The following is a 13034-nucleotide window of genomic DNA, read 5'->3' as shown; positions in this document are numbered from 1 at the left end:
TTCAGGAATCCCTGCAGCTGTGCAAAACTGCACGGATGAGCCTGCGCATCCAAGCCATCGCCGTTGATTCGACCGAGCCCGGGATTCCGGCAGCCTTCTGGGAAAAGGCGCTGGGGTGGCGGCGCACCCATGAGGAGGATGACGAAGTCGTGCTGGAGCCGCCGGCGGGCAGCAAGGAAGACGGCGTGGTGCCCGATTTGCTCTTCCTGCGGGTCCCCGAACGGAAAGAGCTCAAGAACCGCCTGCATTTGGATCTCCGGCCCGAGGACCAGGATGCTGAAGTGGCCCGGCTCGAGAAGTTGGGTGCCCGCCAGGTCTCCGTGGGCCAGGGCGCGGCCGCCACGTGGGTGGTCATGGCTGACCCGGACGGCAACGAGTTCTGCGTGCTTCGCGCCCTGAGGCCCGGCGAAGGCGGCTAGCGGTAGGTCCTGACGGGGTAGGTGCTCACAAAGGGGGTACTGGTGGGCACGATCTGCTTGCCGAGCGGCATCAGGGACACCGGGATGAGCTTCAGGTTGGCGATGGCCAGCGGAATGCCGACGATGGTGATGGCCATGGCGAACGCCGTGACCACGTGCCCGATGGCGATCCAGATTCCGGCCACCAGCAGCCAGATCACATTGCCCAGCAGCGAGAAGACACCGGTGCCGCCGGGCTTATCCACCACCATTCGGCCAAAGGGCCACAGGGTGTAGGCGGCGATCCGGAACGAGGCAATGCCCCACGGGATGGTGACGATCAGCAGGCAGCAGACCACACCCGCCAGGAAATAGCCCAGGGCAAGCCACAGGCCGCCGAAAACCAGCCAGATGATGTTCAGAAGTGTCTTCATGCACCCATTGTGCCCCCGCCCCTCCGACAAAAGGGTGGGGGACTCCCCTGATCCTGCCCTGATACTGGTCGTGCCCAGGGGTCCTGCCCGATCCGGTGGCCGGAACTTGGGGCTGCCGCCCTGCCAGCCCAGCCCTGGCAGCCCACCTAGACCGTGGCGGCGTCCTTGGCAGCGTGCACGAAGGCGCGGACCTTGGCCAGGTCCTTCACGCCCCGGGATACTTCAACGCCGGAGGAAACATCCACCCCCCAGGCATGCGCGGCTGCCGATGCCTGGCCCACGTTCCCGGGTTCAAGTCCACCGGCGAGCAGCCAGTTGCGCCCTTGCAGCGCGGGCAGCGCAGCCACGGAGGCGTAGTCCCAGGACTCGCCGGATCCGGGCACCGCTGCATCAATCAGGAGCAGGTCCTCGCCCCAGTCCTCGAAATCATCCTGGGCAGCACCCATGGTGATGGCCCTGATCAGCTTCATGCCGGCGTCGTGCACGGTTTTCACGTCCGCGCGGGACCGGCTGCCGTGCAGCTGGATCCATTCCAGGCCCGCCGCCCGGGCGATGGCAATGGCGTCGGCCACCGGTTCGTCGCGGAACACCCCGATCGGGGAGACGGTTTTGGGGACCCCTGCCAGCAGCGAAGCCGCCTGCGACGGCGAGACCACCCGGGGGCTGGCCGTGAGCACGAAACCCACGGCGTCCGCACCGGCATCCACTGCCTCTCGCACCGATTCGGGCGTGCTGAGACCACACACTTTGACGAACATTCCCGGCTCCTTCAGGCTGTTTTCGTGTTGACCCCCCGCAGGAGAGTAGCAGGGACCGGACCCAACTGCGATGCCGCCCACACGCGGCAACTAGGCTGGGCTGATGCAGATCATCCGCTTCGCAGAACTCAAGGCCCAACCGTGGCGCAATGGCGGCGGGGTGACCAGGGAAATCGCACGCCAGGACTCCGAAGACGGCGGCTTTGACTGGCGGGTGAGCATTGCTGACGTTGCCAAGGCAGGAGATTTCACGGCGTTCCCCGGCATGGAGCGCGTCCTGACGGTCATCGAAGGGGAACTGATCCTGCTTTCCGTTGACGGCGCAGAGCAGCCCCTGGAGAAGTACCGTCCCTTCAGGTTCGACGGCGGGGCTGCCACCGCTGCCAAGCTGCCCACCGGGGACATCAGGGACCTGAACGTCATCACCCGGGCGGGGGCCTTCAAGGGCTTCACGTCCATCGTTGAGCTGTCCAGGAAGCGCGCCCACCCGGTGTTCGAGGGGCAGTTCGGTGTGCTGCTGCAAGGGCAGGCGACGGTCAGCCAGGGCGGCGGAGAGCCCATGGAGCTGGGCCGCTACGACACGGTAGTGGGCTCGGACGGCGGCTCTCCCGAAATCCTGGGGCGCGGCTTCCTGGCCGTGGTGTCCATCGACCCGGTGGACACCACCGCGTAAGTACCGGCACCGCTGGTGAGGTTGGGCACCAACGGTGGCTGGCCGCCGTCGTGCGTTGCTACGCTGGAATCCAAGGCTCCGCACCCGAGCCTCCGGACGACGGTTCAGTACCCGGCACGCGACAAGACTGGCCAAAGGATCTGGTCATGTCGTGGATAATCCTCATTCTTTCCGGCGCTCTGGAAGCCGTCTGGGCGGCCGCGCTGCACCGGGCCTCCAAGGTTTCCGGGCGCCGGCGCCTCGCCCCGGCCGCCCTCTTCCTCGTGGCCGTCGCGGCCAGCACCGGCAGCCTTGCCGTCGCCATGCAGTCCATCCCCACCGGCACCGCCTACGCCGTGTGGGTGGGTGTGGGCGTCGTCCTCACTTCCGCCTACGCCATGGCCACCAAAGTGGAACCCCCGACGGCGGCGCGCCTGCTGCTGCTGTCCGGCATCGCCGCGTGCGTGGTTGGCCTGAAGGTGGTGGCGTAATGCTGAAGCGCGCACTCCCGTGGCTGGTGCTCCTGGCGTCCGCGGTCCTGGAAGCAGTCTGGGCCACGGCCCTTGGCCTGTCCGACGGCTTCAGCAAACCCTTGCCTACTGCCGTCTTCGCCGTCACTGCGACCCTGAGCATGCTGGGCCTGGGCATGGCCATCCGCAGCATTCCCCTGGGCACCGCCTACGCCATCTGGGTGGGTATAGGCGCCGCACTCACCGTCGGCTGGGCAATGGCCACCGGCGTGGAGCCCTTCAGCGTGGTGAAACTGCTGTTCATCGCCGGCATCGTGGGCTGCGCGGCCGGCCTGAAGGCGCTGCCGGCCGGAAAAGACGCTCCGGCTGCTCCCAGCAGTGACTAGGCTTTTGCCATGGACTCCCCCGAGATCGCCCAGGCCGTCGACGCGCTGCGGCGCCGCATGGTGCCTGGCACGCGGACCATCCTCGGCATTGCCGGGGCGCCAGGGTCCGGCAAGTCCACTTTCGCAACCTGGCTCCAGGAGCAGTTCAGCCCGGGAACCTCGGTTGTGGTCCCGATGGACGGCTTCCACCTGGGCAACGCGATCATCGAGGGCACGCCGTTGCGTGCGCGGAAGGGCGCCATTGATACGTTCGACGGCGGCGGGTACCTCTCGCTGCTGCGCCGCCTGGCGCGCCGGGACGAGGCAGTGGTGTACGCGCCGGAGTTCCGCCGCACCATCGATGAACCGGTAGCGGCGTCCATCGCCGTCCCGGCCGACGTCCCGCTGGTGATCACCGAGGGCAACTACCTGCTGGCGGACCAGGAGCCATGGAAGGAGGTGCGGGCGCAGCTGGACGAGGTGTGGTTCCTCGAAACCCCGCACGAGCTCCGGCTGCAGCGGCTGGTTGACCGGCATGTGTCGTTCGGGATGGACCCGGAGGCTGCGCTTGCCTGGGCCAGCGGACCCGACGAGGCGAACGCCCGGCTGATCCAGGCAACCCGCCCTGCCGCGGACCGCGTCATACCCTGGCTGTAACGTCATTCTCAGGAAACGAACAGGAGCACCCATGGCTAACGCCCCCACCAACCCCGGCACTACAGTCCAGCTCGGCGACGGCCTGGCCGTCAGCCCCCTCGGGTTCGGCGGCATGGCCCTCACCCCCGTTTACGGCGAGGTGGACCCAGCGGAGGCACTGCAGACGCTGCACCATGCCGTGGACGCCGGTGTCAGCTTCATTGACACAGCCGACATCTACGGCGGCGGCAGCAACGAAGAACTGATTTCCCAGCTGCTCAAGGACCGGCGGGACGAGGTCCAGCTGGCCACTAAGTTCGCGCTGGTGGGCACGCCGACGGACGGCTACACGGACATCAGGGGCGACGCCGGATACGTGCACCAGGCGGTGGAGCGGAGCCTGCAGCGGCTGGGCACGGACGTCATCGACCTCTACTACATGCACCGCCGGGACGTCCGGGTCCCCATCGAAGAGACCGTGGGCGCCATGGCCGAGCTGGTGAAGCAGGGAAAGGTCAAGCACCTGGGCCTGTCCGAAGTGACGGCGCAGGAACTGCAGGACGCCTCGGCGGTCCACCCCATCGCCGCGGTCCAAAGCGAATGGTCCATCTGGAGCCGCGATGTGGAACGCAATGTGGTTCCCGCCGCCGCCAACCTCGGTGTGGGTTTTGTTCCCTACTCTCCGCTGGGCCGCGGGTTCCTCACCGGCACCGTGGACACCTCGAGCCTGGGCGACAAGGACTTCCGCCGGAACATCCCCCGTTTCGCCCCCGATGCCGCAAGCGCCAACCAGGCCGTGGTGGACGCGGTCCGGTCCGTGGCGGACCAGCTGCAGGCCACCCCCGCCCAGGTTGCCTTGGCGTGGCTGCTGGCCCAGGGCAAGCGGCTGGGCCTGCCCGTGGTCCCCATCCCCGGCACCCGCAAGGCCGCCCGCATCGACGAAAACCTCGGCGCACTGTCCCTCGACCTCACCCCGGCGCACCTGGAGGCCCTGGACGCGGCCTCAGACGCCGTCGTCGGCTCCCGTTCCGCGGACCCCAAATGGGTGTCCGAGGGCCGGGAATAACACGCCTTTCACCAATTCCACCGCAAACCCAAAGGAGCCCCATGCCTGCCATCGTGCACTTCGAAGTCCAGATTGACCCCGCCCGCCGCGACGACGCCGCCGCATACCTGTCTGAAACCCTCGCCGCCACCCGTGCCTGGCCCGGAAACCTGGGGATCGAAGCATTGGTGGACGACGCAGATCCGTGCCACATCCTGGTAGTGGAAACCTGGGCCACCACCCAGGACCATGACGACTACGCCGCATGGCGGAAGACGCCGGAGGGGAAGCACAGGCTGGGCGAGGTTCTCGCCGGGACACCGTCAAAGCAGGTTTACTCGGAGACCATGCCGCTCGACCTGCAGCCGTCCCAGGCCTAAGCCCATGGACTCACTTCTCTACGACCTGCCGGCCCTGACCATCCGCAGCATCTCCGTCAGCGAGATGGACAACAACGTGTACTTGCTGACGGCGAAGGAGAGCGGGGCCCAGCTGCTGATTGATGCCGCCGACGACCTTCCCGCCATCCAGCAGTTGCTGGCGGACGGGGCCGCGGACACGACGGCTGTTCCCCGGCTGGCCCTCATCGCAACGACCCACCAGCACTGGGACCACGTGCGGGCGCTGAAGGAGCTGGTGGCGGCTACGGGGGCGCGGACAGCCGCCGGGGCGGACGACGCCGATGCGTTGCCGGTTCCCGTTGACGTCCGGCTCAGGCATGGCGACGTTGGCAACTTCGACGGCTTTGATGTGACGGCAGTCCACCTGCGCGGGCACACCCCCGGTTCAATTGCCTTCGTTTACGAGGACCCGGACGGGCCGGCGCATATCTTCTCCGGTGACTCGCTGTTCCCGGGCGGCGTGGGCAACACGCAGAAGGACCCCGAACGGTTCAACCAGCTCCTGGCCGACGTCACGGAGCGGTTGTTCGGCGCCTACCCGGACTCCGCGGTCATCCATCCCGGCCACGGCAAGCCGACCACTCTTGGTGCAGAGCGGCCGCACCTCGACGAATGGCGCGCCCGCGGCTGGTAGCGGCTCGCCAGCTGCCGCCAAGCCCCACGAGGAGAGGTTTCGGGAACGCATGAAGGATAGTGCCGCGGGTATCGACCGCCAGGACAACGGGACACGGGACACCGGGCAACGGGACCAGGAGCTCACTCCGGATTCGGCTGCCCGGCGAATGGTGCTTGTGGGAACGCTGGCCACGGCCGGGATAGCCATCGCGGTCCTCCTGTGGGCCAAGTGGTACCCCTATGCCCTCAAGATCCCGGCGGTGGCGGACAGCCACTCGTTGGGAAACTCCGTCTTGTCCGGCAAGGCAAGCGCGCCGCCCGCCCCCTCGTGGAACGCGGCTTTTGAGTACAGCCTGGGCTACGTCGGGTCGATCTGGCAGGCGCTGGTGGCCGGCCTGCTCGTTGCAGCGGCGGTGGAGGCGTTTCTTCCCGCCCGCCGGTTGCTCGCGCTGTTCCAGGCCAGGCGTGGCCCGGCTGTGAGCACGGTCTGTGGCGGGCTCCTGTCCATGTCATCAATGATGTGCACATGCTGCGCCGCGCCCGTCGCGTTGAATGTTCGCCGCAGAGGGGTGCCCGTCAGCTCCGCGCTCGCATACTGGCTGGGTAATCCCGTGCTCAATCCGGCAGCCCTGGCATTCATGGCCTTTGTGCTCCCCTGGCAGTTCGTGGCCGTCCGCGTGGGCACCGGCGTGATCCTTGTCTTTGGCGTCACGCTGCTCGTGAGCCGCCTGGCAAAAGGGACCAGCGTCGCCGGACCGGTGGAAGAGCCCGCTGAAACCGTGACTGCCGCGGGCGCAGTCCACAGGTTCGCCAAGGCCCTGGTCCGGTTATCGGTGCGACTCCTGCCGGAGTATGCGGTGGTGGTGATGCTCCTGGGCGCCTTTCGTGGCTGGCTGTTCCCGGAAGCCGGCACGCTCGCGTCCTGGGGCGTGCTCGCCGCCGTCCTGCTCGCCGTCGTCGGAACCCTGTTCGTAATCCCGACCGCCGCGGAAATCCCCATCATCGGCGCGTTGATGGCCGCTGGAGTTGGAATGGTTCCCCTGGCGGCCCTGGTGCTGACCCTGCCCGCGCTAAGCCTGCCGTCGATGCTTATGGTCCGCGGGGCCTTCCCCGGCCGGGTGATCGCAGCCACTGGGGCTGCCGTGATGGGGCTGGGCCTGGCGGGCGCGGTCGCCATGGCGGCGCTGACCTGAGGCACCCGGCAGCCGCGGCCCTGGTCCCTGCTGCCAAACCCGGTTTAACGCACCGAGTGCTCCGCAACTGTCGTTTAGAACCTCCTAAACGACGTTATCGGAGCACTCGATGGGCCAGGCGTTGTTACCGTCCGCGGCGCTCATTCGACGCCGGGGCGGATGCGCGGCGCGGGCCGCTGCGGGCCGGACGGCCTGAGCCGCCGTTGCCCGAGCCGCCATTACCTGAGCTGAACGAACCGCCGGAGGTTCCGCCGGTGTTGGACGACCAGACGGCCTTGCTGCCACCGGTTGCTGCTGCGCGCTGCCCGGTCGCCGGACGACCACTGCGCTGGCCGCCGCCGGAAGCGGGCCGACCACCGGCTGCCGGACGTCCACCGGAAGCGGGGCGCCCGCCTGAGGCCGGGCGGCCGGTGCCGCCGCGCGGGGCGTCGCTGCGGGTGATCCGGGAATCGCCGCGGCCTTCCGCCGCACGTCCGTCCGAACCGCGGCCGGCCGATGAGCGGCCACCTGCCGCGGGGACGTCGTTGCGGTGGGTCGAAGCGGTGCCGCGGCCACGGGCGTTGCGGCGTGCAGCTGCTGCGGCCACCGCGCGGTCCTCGTTCTGCTCGGCGTTGCGGTCGAACGCTGCGCGGGCCTCAGTGCGGCCCTCGAATGCTGCGGCGCGGCGCTCGGCACGCGGAACGTCGCCGCGCACTGCCTCTGCTGCAACCTTGCCGCGTCCGCCGCGGCCGCCACGGCCACCGGCGGTGGGGGCAGCCTGGCGGCGTGCACGCTTGCGTTCCGCGTTGGCTCCGGTGGAGGTGCCGCCACCCTGCTTGGCCGTCTTGGCGGCCATCAGTGCAGCGCGGGTCCGGGGGTCGACCTTTTCGGCGATGTCACCGACGAGCTCGGCCACGATGGGCGAGCTGGCAGTGACGCGTTCGAAGCTGACGTCCACGCCGGCGGCCTTCATGAGCTTCTTCACGTCGGTCTGCTGCTCCGGCAGGGTCAGCGTCACCACGGTGCCGTCGGAACCCGCGCGGGCGGTGCGTCCGGAGCGGTGCAGGTATGCCTTGTGCTCGGTGGGCGGGTCCACGTGGATGACGAGTTCGACGTCGTCAACGTGCACACCGCGGGCGGCGACGTCGGTGGCGACCAGGACGCGGACGTCACCATTGGAGAACTCAGCCAGGTTGCGGTCGCGGGCGTTCTGCGACAGGTTGCCGTGCAGGTCGACGGCGGGGATGCCGGCGTCCGTCAGGGTCTTGGCCAGCTTGCGGGCGTGGTGCTTCGTCCGCATGAACAGGACGCGGCGGCCGGCGCCGGAAGCAAGCTCCACGATCAGTTGCTTCTTGACGGTCTGGTCGTTGACCACCAGCACGTGGTGCTCCATGGTGGTCACCGCGGCCTGCGGGTCATCCACGGAGTGGGTGAGCGGGTTGGACAGGTAGCGCTGGACGATCTTGTCCACGCCGTTGTCCAGAGTGGCGGAGAAGAGCAACCGCTGCCCCTGGCTTGGGGTCATGTCCATAAGCTTCTTGACCACGGGCAGGAAGCCGAGGTCAGCCATGTGGTCGGCCTCGTCCAGGACGGTGATCTCCACGGCCTCGAGGGTGAGGATGCGCTGGCGGATCAGGTCCTCCAGGCGACCGGGGCAGGCGATGACGATGTCGACGCCGGCGCGCAGCGCCTTTTCCTGCCGCGCCTGGGAAATGCCGCCGTAGATCACCGTGGTGTTCAGACCGGCAGCCTTGGCCAGGGGCTCGATGGTGGCGTTGATCTGGGTGGCCAGCTCACGGGTGGGTGCCAGGACCAGGCCCATGGGGCGGCCGGGCTTACGGAAGTGCTTGGCTTCCCGCTCAGCGAGTCTTGCTACAAGCGGGATGGCGAAAGCGATGGTTTTACCGGATCCGGTCCGGCCGCGGCCCAGGACGTCACGTCCGGACAGCGTGTCCGGAAGGGTCTTGACCTGGATGGGAAACGGTTCAACGATTCCCTGCGCGGAAAGGGTGTCTGCAAGGGCCTTGGGAGTACCGAGGGCAGCAAAAGTAGTCATGTAGTTCTTTACGGTCTTTCTGGCGGTATCCGGGCGGATATCGGCCCCCGATGCCGGTTGGACCAGGGGTTTCGCCGAAGAAAAGTCAGGTGATCAACCGGGCGCTGTAAATAGGGACAGCCGGCCGGGACCAAATGGAACGCGTTCATCGACGCAGGATGTGCCTCTCACATGAAGAAAGCCCACTCCCCGGAAAGGATCTCCAGATCAGGAGCAGGCGGCATCACTGCACATCAAGTTCCACCAGTCTACCATCCCGGCGCCCGGCGTCCTTCCGCGGCGTTGCCATGGGAGCCCCGGCGGGGCAGTGTTGACCCATGAACGAGCACCCGGAGGAGCAACAGGAAACGCACCGGCAGGAAGCGCAGGGGCACCGGCCCCAAGGGGACGAAGCGCCCTGGAATCAAGCGCACGACGGCGGCAGCGCGCCCGAGGCGGCGGGCGGCAGCATTGATGCCGCATCGGTCTGAGACGAGCGGTACCGCACCAAGGCGCGGCTCTGGAGCGGGAAGCCCAACCCGCAGCTGGTCCGTGAAGCCGGCGGCCTGCGCCCGGGAAAGGCGCTGGAACTGGGCTGCGGCGAAGGTGCCGACGCCATCTGGCTTGCGCAGCAGGGCTGGTCCGTGACCGCCGTCGACGTTTCCGCCGTAGCCCTGGAACGGGCGCACTCGCACGAACTGGCCGAGCTGGAACGGGAAAGCGTGCAGGCGTCCAACGGTGGGATCGGAAGCCGGATCACGTGGCAGCTGGCGGACCTGACGCAGTGGCAGCCGGAGGCGTTGTACGACCTGGTGACGTCGCAGTTCCTGCACTCCCAGGAGCTCGACTGGCGGATTCCGCTGCGGACCGCCGCCGGAGCCGTGAAGCCGGGCGGGACGCTGCTGGTGGTGGGCCACCATCCTGACCGGCTGCCGCCCTGGGGCCCAGCGCACCATCATGCGGGCATGTTCTACACCGCCGACCAGCTGGTACAGGAGCTCGGGCTGGACCGGCTCGATTCAAATGGCCGCCCGGAGTGGCAGCTGGAAGTCCTCACTTCACGGGAACGCCCCGTGACCGGACCGGAAGGGCAGGAAGCCACCATCGCCGACGTCGTCCTCCGCGCAACGCGCCTCGCCTGACCGCCCCTCAGGGCGTACGGCTGGTTCAGGGCGTGCGGCTGGTTGAGGGCGTACGCCCGGTAACCCGGGGCGCCACCAGCGCCGCGCCCACTCCGATGGCCGCAGTGAAGGCGAAGACACCCGCGAAGGACTGGACCGCCGTCGTAAATGCCGCGAAGACTATCCCGGTGGTGGCCAGCGACAGCGCTCCGCCCAGGGAGTCGGAAATGGACATGGCCGAGCTGTTGAAGCCTTCGTTCTCCTTGGTGGAGAGCGCCAGGGTCATCACGCTGAGGCGCGGGTAGAGCAGGCCCATGCCACCGCCCGCCAAGACCCAGCCCGCGATGGCGATGGCAGCGGGCCAGTGCAGCGCCGTGGTGGCCAGGGCCAGGAGCACCGCCGCCAGGACCATCAGCGAGCCGGTCTGCACCGCGCTTTGGTGCGGCAGCTTGGAACCGAGCCGGCCCTGGACCGCCGCTGCACCGGCCCAGGCCAGCGCTCCTCCGGTCAGGGTCAGGCCAGCCAGGGTGGGCGGGAACGCGTACTGGTCGATCAACAGGTAGGGAAGGTAGACCTCCGCACCAAAGAAGGAAGCCGAAGCCAGCCCGCGTGCCAGGATCACGCTGGGCAGCCCGCGGCGGGCAGCAAGGGTGCCGTGGGGCACCAACGGCCGGACGGCCACCAGGGCAAGGACGACGGCGGCCGATGCCAGGAGTGCCGTGGCGGCGGGGAACGAGGGGATGCTGACCTCGGCCGAGAGGTTGAGGCCCAGCACCGCGAGCGCGGCCAGCGCCGCCCACCCGAGCCGGCCCAGGGCCCAGGGGGGGACGGGGTGGGCTGGCTGACCGGCCCCTTGGGGCGCGCCTGCCTCTTCAGGTTCATCCAGGCCCCGGAGCACCGGCACGATCATCACCAGCGCGGGAATGACCAGGCCCACCACGCCCAGGAACACCCAATGCCAGCTGAACACCTGTGCCACCACGCCCGCGGCGAAGGGCCCCACCAGTGAAGGGACCACCCACGCGGCCGAAAAGGCAGCGAAGATCCTGGGATGGAGCGGGCCGGGAAAGAACCGCGCAACCAGCACGTACAGCGCCACGGTAAGGGCGCCGCCGCCGAGCCCTTGGACCAGGCGGCCTGCGACGAGCATCGGCATCGACACCGAGCTGCCCGCAATCAGGAGTCCCAGCACGAACAGTGAGACAGAGGCGTACAACGGCATGGCTGGCCCGCGCCGGTCGGACCAGTTGCCGGCTCCCACCATGCCAATCACACCGGTGGCCAGCGGCCCGGCGAAGGCTAGCGCGTAGAGGCTGCCGCCGTTCAGCTCCCGGCTGACCAGCGGCATGATGGTGGTGACGGCCAGGGACTCAAAAGCGGCAAGGAACACCAGGGCGCACGTGCCGATGGTCACCCACAGATACGGGGGCCGGAAGATCCCGGTGGCGGGATGGGCGGCCGGAAGGGTGGAGTCCCGCACGGCAGTTCCTACCCCACGAACCGGTTCCGGCCTGAGCGGTAGCCGAAGACCGCCGCGAGCAGGCCCACCACCGTGAACAGGATGCCGGCGGGCACGAACGAGCCTGTGGCCTGGTGCAACTGCCCCACCATGAGCGTCCCCGTGGAGCCCACCCCGTAGCCAACACCCTGCATCATGCCGGACAGGTGGGCGGCGGTATGCCCGTCACGGGTGCGGAGCATGATCAGGGTCAGTGCGCAAGCCGTGAGGCTGCCCTGGCCCAGGCCAAGCAGCCCGGCCCACACCCAAATGAGATCGAGCGGACCCAGGATGCTAAGCGCGAACCCGGCGCCGGTCATCAACGCCACTACGGTATTGATGGCCCGCTGGTCCCGGAACCTCGCGGCCAAGGCCGGCGCGAACAGCGAACCCAGCATCTGCAGCACGATGCACACGGCGACGATCAGCCCTGCCGTGGCACCGTCCACGCCCCTGTCGCGGAGGATGGGCGCCAGCCAGGCGAACCCGCTGAAGGACATCATGGCCTGCAGCACCATGAAGATGGTCACCTGCCAGGCGACCGGGGAACGCCACACATTGACGCCGTCCCTGACCGCCTGGTGCCGGACAGTTTCCTGCCGGACGGCTACGGGCAGGAACAGCAAAAGGACGACGGCGGCGGGCAGCGCCCACACCCACAGCGCCTTGGTCCACTCCCCCGTCGCCGTGTAGACCGGGTACGTGAATCCGGCTCCCAGGGCGGCGGACGCACAGATGGCGGTGGTGTAGAGGCCGCCCATGAGGCCCAGCCGGTGGGGGAAGTCGCGCTTCACCAGGCCGGGGAGCAGCACATTGCACAGTGCGATGGCGGCCCCGCAGGCAGCCGTGCCAACCAGGAGGGCAGGCAGGTGGCCGGCCCCGCCCGTGCCTGCCCCGGTGTCCACGGGCCGCAGCAGCAGCCCGGCGGTCAGCAACGCCATGGCCCCCAAAAGCACCCGTTCCGCCCCGAAGCGGCGAGCCAGGACCGGGGCGAGCGGCGCAAACACGCCGAGCAGTGTCACGGGGACGGTGGTCAGCACCACCACGGACCAGCCCGGCAGCGCCGCCTGGGACGTCACTTCCGGAAGGACTGCGGAGAGGCTGGAAAAGACGCTGCGGAGGTTCAGTCCGATCAGGACCAGGCACACCCCCAAGTAGACCAAGGCACGGCGGCTGCCCACCCGGGTGGGTGCCGCCGCCGGGAGTTCATCGATTTCTGCGTCCACCAGGGTGCTGAGGTCCATCAGGCTGCTGCCGCTCCGGGCCCGGCCCTGTGCGTCCCCCGCGGCTGTCATCCGCCGCTGCTTACTTGCCCCGGCATTCATTGCGTCCTTCATGGGCCCATTCTCGCAGGAGAGCGCGGATGCAGGTTTTCCACATAGGGGAAGAGGCGGCTTCTGGCTTCCCCTGCAACTTCGTAGGTTGAAAGCAGCC

14 protein-coding genes, 1 pseudogene and 1 riboswitch are annotated in these 13034 nt (G+C 68.5%); of the genes and pseudogenes, 10 read left to right on the top strand and 5 right to left on the bottom strand.

Annotated features, from left to right (window positions below):
- Positions 1-35 precede the first annotated feature (35 nt).
- Positions 36-419, top strand: a complete 384-nt coding sequence (locus ACETK3_RS08655) for a VOC family protein (protein WP_236799852.1) — start codon at positions 36-38, stop codon at positions 417-419.
- Here the strand turns inward: ACETK3_RS08655 and ACETK3_RS08650 are convergent.
- On the bottom strand, positions 416-832 hold the full coding sequence (locus tag ACETK3_RS08650) for a YccF domain-containing protein (RefSeq protein ID WP_236799854.1): 417 nt from the start codon (positions 830-832) through the stop codon (positions 416-418). The two genes, ACETK3_RS08655 and ACETK3_RS08650, sit on opposite strands and share 4 nt — an antisense overlap.
- 146 nt (positions 833-978) lie before the next feature.
- Positions 979-1590: a phosphoribosylanthranilate isomerase gene (locus ACETK3_RS08645; RefSeq protein ID WP_236799855.1), complete on the bottom strand. Its 612-nt coding sequence runs from the start codon at positions 1588-1590 to the stop codon at positions 979-981.
- 103 nt (positions 1591-1693) lie between these two features.
- On the opposite strand from ACETK3_RS08645, the gene ACETK3_RS08640 reads away from it, so the two are divergent.
- The 8 genes from ACETK3_RS08640 (at position 1694) to ACETK3_RS08605 (ending at position 6967) form a co-directional block, all read left to right on the top strand.
- Positions 1694-2263 (top strand): HutD family protein, encoded by a 570-nt coding sequence (locus ACETK3_RS08640; protein WP_236799857.1) that lies wholly within the window; start codon positions 1694-1696, stop codon positions 2261-2263.
- 70 nt (positions 2264-2333) lie between these two features.
- Positions 2334-2399, top strand: a riboswitch (guanidine-III (ykkC-III) riboswitch).
- Between the two features lie 10 nt (positions 2400-2409).
- The gene (locus tag ACETK3_RS08635) at positions 2410-2733 is read left to right on the top strand and encodes a multidrug efflux SMR transporter (protein WP_237429062.1); all 324 of its coding nucleotides are present in this window, start codon (positions 2410-2412) and stop codon (positions 2731-2733) included.
- Complete coding sequence (locus tag ACETK3_RS08630; protein ID WP_236799860.1) at positions 2733-3098, top strand: multidrug efflux SMR transporter; 366 nt, start codon at positions 2733-2735, stop codon at positions 3096-3098. The genes ACETK3_RS08635 and ACETK3_RS08630 overlap by 1 nt, the downstream gene beginning before the upstream one ends.
- Positions 3099-3107: 9 nt before the next feature.
- Positions 3108-3734, top strand: a complete 627-nt coding sequence (locus ACETK3_RS08625) for a nucleoside/nucleotide kinase family protein (RefSeq protein WP_237429063.1) — start codon at positions 3108-3110, stop codon at positions 3732-3734.
- 31 nt (positions 3735-3765) lie between these two features.
- Positions 3766-4779, top strand: coding sequence for an aldo/keto reductase (locus tag ACETK3_RS08620; protein WP_236820620.1), 1014 nt, complete (start codon positions 3766-3768; stop codon positions 4777-4779).
- 41 nt (positions 4780-4820) lie between these two features.
- Complete coding sequence (locus ACETK3_RS08615) at positions 4821-5138, top strand: putative quinol monooxygenase (RefSeq protein WP_236799865.1); 318 nt, start codon at positions 4821-4823, stop codon at positions 5136-5138.
- Positions 5139-5142: 4 nt separating this feature from the next.
- Positions 5143-5793 (top strand): MBL fold metallo-hydrolase, encoded by a 651-nt coding sequence (locus ACETK3_RS08610; protein WP_236820621.1) that lies wholly within the window; start codon positions 5143-5145, stop codon positions 5791-5793.
- 49 nt (positions 5794-5842) lie between these two features.
- Entirely contained in the window at positions 5843-6967 is a 1125-nt protein-coding gene (locus ACETK3_RS08605; RefSeq protein WP_236820622.1) for a permease, read from the top strand.
- 124 nt (positions 6968-7091) lie between these two features.
- Here the strand turns inward: ACETK3_RS08605 and ACETK3_RS08600 are convergent, their stop codons facing one another.
- Positions 7092-9002, bottom strand: a complete 1911-nt coding sequence (locus tag ACETK3_RS08600) for a DEAD/DEAH box helicase (protein ID WP_236799871.1) — start codon at positions 9000-9002, stop codon at positions 7092-7094.
- 317 nt (positions 9003-9319) lie between these two features.
- On the opposite strand from ACETK3_RS08600, the pseudogene ACETK3_RS08595 reads away from it, so the two are divergent.
- Positions 9320-10123: pseudogene (locus tag ACETK3_RS08595) on the top strand (cyclopropane-fatty-acyl-phospholipid synthase family protein).
- 25 nt (positions 10124-10148) lie between these two features.
- On the opposite strand, the gene ACETK3_RS08590 reads toward ACETK3_RS08595, so the two are convergent.
- The gene (locus ACETK3_RS08590; protein ID WP_236820624.1) at positions 10149-11582 is read right to left on the bottom strand and encodes an MFS transporter; all 1434 of its coding nucleotides are present in this window, start codon (positions 11580-11582) and stop codon (positions 10149-10151) included.
- Between the two features lie 8 nt (positions 11583-11590).
- Positions 11591-12844: an MFS transporter gene (locus tag ACETK3_RS08585; RefSeq protein ID WP_373462171.1), complete on the bottom strand. Its 1254-nt coding sequence runs from the start codon at positions 12842-12844 to the stop codon at positions 11591-11593.
- Positions 12845-13034 lie beyond the last annotated feature (190 nt).

The sequence above is a fragment of the Arthrobacter sp. E44 genome (genome assembly GCF_041877125.1).
Lineage (GTDB): Bacteria > Actinomycetota > Actinomycetes > Actinomycetales > Micrococcaceae > Arthrobacter.
The sequence above is the reverse complement of the archived record's forward strand: the minus strand, read 5'-3'. Positions and strand labels throughout refer to the sequence as shown.

Excerpts from the sequence above, each read along its gene's own strand:
- ACETK3_RS08655 (WP_236799852.1), top strand. The coding sequence starts at position 36 with ATGAGCCTGCGCATCCAAGCCATCGCCGTTGATTCGACCGAGCCCGGG.
- ACETK3_RS08650 (WP_236799854.1), bottom strand. The coding sequence starts at position 832 with ATGAAGACACTTCTGAACATCATCTGGCTGGTTTTCGGCGGCCTGTGG.
- ACETK3_RS08645 (WP_236799855.1), bottom strand. The coding sequence starts at position 1,590 with ATGTTCGTCAAAGTGTGTGGTCTCAGCACGCCCGAATCGGTGCGAGAG.
- ACETK3_RS08640 (WP_236799857.1), top strand. The coding sequence starts at position 1,694 with ATGCAGATCATCCGCTTCGCAGAACTCAAGGCCCAACCGTGGCGCAAT.
- ACETK3_RS08635 (WP_237429062.1), top strand. The coding sequence starts at position 2,410 with ATGTCGTGGATAATCCTCATTCTTTCCGGCGCTCTGGAAGCCGTCTGG.
- ACETK3_RS08630 (WP_236799860.1), top strand. The coding sequence starts at position 2,733 with ATGCTGAAGCGCGCACTCCCGTGGCTGGTGCTCCTGGCGTCCGCGGTC.
- ACETK3_RS08625 (WP_237429063.1), top strand. The coding sequence starts at position 3,108 with ATGGACTCCCCCGAGATCGCCCAGGCCGTCGACGCGCTGCGGCGCCGC.
- ACETK3_RS08620 (WP_236820620.1), top strand. The coding sequence starts at position 3,766 with ATGGCTAACGCCCCCACCAACCCCGGCACTACAGTCCAGCTCGGCGAC.
- ACETK3_RS08615 (WP_236799865.1), top strand. The coding sequence starts at position 4,821 with ATGCCTGCCATCGTGCACTTCGAAGTCCAGATTGACCCCGCCCGCCGC.
- ACETK3_RS08610 (WP_236820621.1), top strand. The coding sequence starts at position 5,143 with ATGGACTCACTTCTCTACGACCTGCCGGCCCTGACCATCCGCAGCATC.
- ACETK3_RS08605 (WP_236820622.1), top strand. The coding sequence starts at position 5,843 with ATGAAGGATAGTGCCGCGGGTATCGACCGCCAGGACAACGGGACACGG.
- ACETK3_RS08600 (WP_236799871.1), bottom strand. The coding sequence starts at position 9,002 with ATGACTACTTTTGCTGCCCTCGGTACTCCCAAGGCCCTTGCAGACACC.
- ACETK3_RS08585 (WP_373462171.1), bottom strand. The coding sequence starts at position 12,844 with ATGGACCTCAGCACCCTGGTGGACGCAGAAATCGATGAACTCCCGGCG.